General features: G+C 74.3%; 5 protein-coding genes. 4 read left to right on the forward strand and 1 reads right to left on the reverse strand.

The window, feature by feature from the left end; translation table 11 throughout:
- Positions 1–540 (reverse strand): ring-opening amidohydrolase (locus tag HW577_RS21770; protein ID WP_332837778.1); only part of this gene is annotated, 540 nt, incomplete at its 3' end.
- Positions 541–813: 273 nt separating this feature from the next.
- Here HW577_RS21770 and HW577_RS21775 point away from each other — a divergent pair.
- The 4 genes from HW577_RS21775 to HW577_RS21790 form a co-directional block, all read left to right on the forward strand.
- Positions 814–2,127 (forward strand): NAD(P)/FAD-dependent oxidoreductase, encoded by a 1,314-nt coding sequence (locus HW577_RS21775; RefSeq protein WP_198378217.1) that lies wholly within the window; start codon positions 814–816, stop codon positions 2,125–2,127.
- A 91-nt stretch (positions 2,128–2,218) separates the two neighbouring features.
- Complete coding sequence (locus HW577_RS26965) at positions 2,219–3,034, forward strand: formyltransferase family protein (RefSeq protein WP_198378218.1); 816 nt, start codon at positions 2,219–2,221, stop codon at positions 3,032–3,034.
- The gene (locus HW577_RS21785; RefSeq protein WP_198378219.1) at positions 3,034–3,774 is read left to right on the forward strand and encodes a hypothetical protein; all 741 of its coding nucleotides are present in this window, start codon (positions 3,034–3,036) and stop codon (positions 3,772–3,774) included. The genes HW577_RS26965 and HW577_RS21785 overlap by 1 nt, the downstream gene beginning before the upstream one ends.
- The coding region (locus HW577_RS21790) for a hypothetical protein (RefSeq protein ID WP_198378220.1) at positions 3,771–4,168 on the forward strand (398 nt) is incomplete at its 3' end. The genes HW577_RS21785 and HW577_RS21790, both read left to right, overlap by 4 nt.

The following is a 4,168-nucleotide window of genomic DNA, read 5'->3' on the forward strand; positions in this document are numbered from 1 at the left end:
CGTCGCGCGCGCCGCGGGCACGTCCCCCAGCGCGACGGCCGCGCCGAGCGCCGCCGATGCGCGGGCCCGCGCCATCCCGGCGAGGCTGCCCGCCGGCGTCTTGACGAAGACCAGGCCCGGATCGGCGATCCCGCCTTCCGCCATGGCTCGCCGGACGGTGGCGGTGACCGCCGCGATATGCGCGTCGGTGCCCATGGCATCCGGCTGCAGGGTCGGCCCGAAGGCGGTGGCGACGGCGAGGCCCCGGCCAGGGATCGCCTCGCCCGCCTCGGTTGCGGACAGGATGACGGCATGCGGGCTGAGCACGCCTTCCGTGCCGCCGGAAAGCATGCAGGGAATGCGCGCGGCGAGGGCATCGGGTGCCTCGCCTGTCCATGCGGCAAGCAGGTGCATCAGGGACTGGATGAAGTAGCCGCGGGTGAAGTCGTTGAGCCCGCCATTGCCTTCCGTCTTGCCGATGACCGCCCGGATGTCGGCCGCCGCCACGCTGCCCGAGGCCAGCAGCGCCGCGACCGCGGAGACGTCGCCCGGATGCGACATGGATATGCGATCGATGCAAAGGCGCGGCATGTGCGGCGAGGCAGCAAGAAGCGGACCATCCTGCGAGGCGCCGCGGGGGCCGGAGGGCACCGCCCTGCGTCGGCCGATGGCCCGCGGCGCGCAACCCATCTGGACATATCCCGCCCGCACCGCGATGACGGGCCGCATGCCATGCCTTCCGCCCCCGCGTCGCGGCATCGCCGGGACGCACCACGTCGCCCGGTTGCGTGAACGGGCCGTCCCCGGTGCCGCCCATCCGGGGAGCACCACCTGATGGTCGCGACCCGCGCGCTCGACCTGGTGGAGAGCGACGACCGCCTGCCCGAGGCGGCCGATGTCGTCGTCATCGGTGCCGGCATCATCGGCGTGTCGGCAGCTTTTCACCTCGCCAAGGCCGGGCACTCGGTGGCGTTGGTCGAAAAGGGCGTCGTCGCCGGCGAACAGTCGAGCCGCAACTGGGGCTGGTGCCGCACCTTCAACCGCGACGAGCGGGAGATCCCGCTGATGCAGCACAGCCAGGCGCTGTGGGACAGCCTGCCGGCCGAGATCGGCGCCGATATGGGCTTCCGCCGCAATGGCCTCGTCTATGTCACGAAGGATCCGAAGGAACTGGCGGAGTGGCGCGCCTGGCTCGACAAGGCGCAACCCTACCAGACGGGTGCGAGGCTGATCGATGCGGCGGAGGCGAAGCGCCTCACGCCCGGCAATGAGCAGCAGTGGATCGGCGGCATCGTCTCCCCCCGCGACGGGCGGGCGGAACCGGCCATGGCCGCGCCCGCGCTGGCGAAGGCGGCGCGCGCGCGGGGCGTGACGCTGCACCAGACCTGCGCGGCGCGTGGGCTGGACACCGAAGGCGGGCGCATCGCCGGGGTCTTCACCGAGAAGGGGCGCATCCGCACCCGCGCCGTGATCCTATCGGGCGGCGCCTGGGCGTCCATGTTCCTCCGGCGGCACGGCATCGACATGCCGCAATCCTCCGTCCATTCGACGATCTTCGCGACCACCCCGGCACGCCAGGTCAGCCCCGGCCCGCTCCGGACGCCGGACTTCATCCTGACGCCGCTGCTCGATGGCGGGTATCTCGTCGCCGCCCGCGCACGCGGGCGCCTGGAACTGACGCCCGCCGGCATCCGCTATGCGCGCCAGTTCCTTCCCAGCCTGCGCAGCAACTGGAAGATGGTCGAACTGCGCCTGGGGCGGTCCTTCTTCGAGGGACCGGACGCCTGGCACGGGCGCTGGTCCTTCGACCGCCCGACGGTGTTCGAGCGCATGCGCGTGCTGGAGGCGAAGCCCAAGGGCGCGATCGTCGAGCCCGCGCTGCGCGAGATCGTCGCCGCCTATCCCGATCTTGCCGGCATCCGCGCCGCGCGGCTCTGGGCCGGCTGGATCGATTCGACGCCCGATGCCGTGCCGGTGATCTCGCGGGTCGACGCGCTGCCGGGCCTGGTCGTGGCGGCCGGCTTCAGCGGCCACGGCTTCGGCATCGGGCCCGGCGCGGGGCGGCTGGCGGCGGACCTTGCGACCGGCGCGCCGCCGATCGTCGATCCCGCGCCCTTCGCTCTGGACCGCTTCGCGCGCGCGGCCTGATGCCGAGGGCGGCCCGGCCGCCCTGAGATGCTGAAGGTTTGTTTACCGGCCCCGCCGCACTCTCCCCCTGCTCGGACAAGGGGGCGAAGGCGTGCGGGTCGCGGTGTGCGTGAAGCGGGATCTGTTCGGCATGCTTGCCGCGCGCGCCTTCGTCACGGCGCTCGGCGTGCCCGTGCCGGAACTCGCCTTCTTCTGCAGCACACGCACGCGGCCCGCCGAGACGGGCCATCGCCTGCCGCTGCTGCTCAAGGCGTTGGAGCGCGACATCCCCGTCGATACGCTGCTGGCGGCGACGGCGGAGGAGCGCGCCGGGCTGTCGCCCGCCCTGCGCCCGGATGCGTGGTGGCCGCTCGCTGACCTCAAGCCTGCCGGCGGCGCGGCGGACCTGCTCGCCTGGCGGCCGGACATGGTCGTCTCCATGCGCTTCAGCCTGATCTTCCCGCGGGCGGTGATCGCGGCGGTGCCGGGCGGCATCCTGAACGTCCATCCCGGCCCGCTGCCTGGCTATCGCGGCCTTTTCGCGCCCTTCTGGCAGGTGCTCGAGGGAGAAGCGGAGCTCGCCGCGACGCTGCACCTCGTCGATCCCGGCATCGACACCGGCGCGGTGCTGGCTGAACACCGCATCGCGCGGCGGCCGGGACGCTCGTTGCTGTGGCACATGGGGGAACTCTATCGCGGCGGCGCTGTCCTCGCCGCGCGCGCGGTGCGCCGCGCGATGCGCGGCCAGGCGCCGATCGGCGCGACGCAGGATCCTGGCGGGCGCTACTGGCGCATTCCCGGCGACGCGGCGGCAGATGCCTTCCTGCGCGGCCCCATGCCAGTGGTGACCACCGCCGACTACCTCGACCTGCTGGGCGAGGCGCTGCTGCCCGCCCTGCCGGAAGGGGCCATCGCGGCCGCGTCCTGATGCGCGGGTCCTCCTTCGCCTCCCGCGTCGCGCTGCTGCTGGGGCTGCTGCTCGTGCTCGCCTGCGGGCTGGTGGCGGTGCTGAACTACCTGAAGTTCGAGCGCCTTCTGGTCGCGCAGCAGGCGCGCGTGCTCGGCATCATCGCCGCCGACGCGGCGGAGGGGTTCGAGCGCGGCATCAACCTGGGCGTCCGCCTGCCCGGCGTGCCGGGCGGCCAGGCGCTGGTCGAGCGCGCGCTGGCGAGCGATGCCGACCTCCATCGCGCCCTGGTCGCCGATGCGCGCGGGCGCATCCTGTTCGACACCGAGCGCGGCCGGATCGGGGAGGACCTGCCCCCCGCGCTCGCCGCCGCCGCCAGCGGGGCGATCGTCGCCGGCTGGCGCGCCGCCCCCATCGTCAACGGCTTCGGCCAGACCGAAGGCACGCTGCTGCTCGGGCACGCGCGGGACAGCATCCGCGCACGGCTCGATGCGATCGCGCTGGGGATGCTGCGCCCGACGCTGCTCGTGCTCGGCCTCGCGGTGCCGCTCGTCGTGCTCCTCACCTTCCTCGCGGCGCGGCCGGTGCGCCGCCACTTCGACGCCTTCGGCCAGGTCCTCGCGCGCGGGGGCGGCGCCGCGCCGCCCGCCTTCGCCGCGCTCGACGCCAGCCTCGCCGAGACCGAGGCGCTGCTCGACGGGGCGGAGCGCGATCTCGAAGCCCTCGTCGCGCTGGCGCCGGGGCAGGAGACGCCAGCGTGACCGCGCCCGTGATCCGGCGCCTCGTCGCCACGCTCGTCGCCGTCTCGGTCGCGATGCTGCTCGCCTGCGTCGCGCTCGTCTCGGCCGCGGCGCTGTCCGCCTTCGAGCGCGAGGTCCGCCCTGCGCTGGAGCAGGAGGCCGCCGCGCTGGGCGGCGTCGTCGCGGCGCCGATCGAGACGGCGATCTCCCTCGGCGTGCCTCTCGATGCCCTGCCGGGCGTCGCGGCCTATTTCGAGACCGTGCTCGCCGGGCGGCCGGGGATCGCCTGGCTGGTGCTGGCCGGTGCCGACGGCACGCCGATGGTCCGCGCCGGCCCGCGCGCGGAGGCCTTCGAGCCCGCGCCGCCGGAGGGTGCGTCGGCCCGGCGGCTCGACGCCGCCTACGACACGCGCCT

The sequence above is a fragment of the Neoroseomonas rubea genome (assembly GCF_016106015.1).
Classification (GTDB): Bacteria; Pseudomonadota; Alphaproteobacteria; order Acetobacterales; family Acetobacteraceae; genus Neoroseomonas; species Neoroseomonas rubea.

Coding starts and splice junctions, on each gene's coding strand:
- HW577_RS21775 (WP_198378217.1), top strand. CDS start 814: ATGGTCGCGACCCGCGCGCTCGACCTGGTGGAGAGCGACGACCGCCTG.
- HW577_RS21785 (WP_198378219.1), top strand. CDS start 3,034: ATGCGCGGGTCCTCCTTCGCCTCCCGCGTCGCGCTGCTGCTGGGGCTG.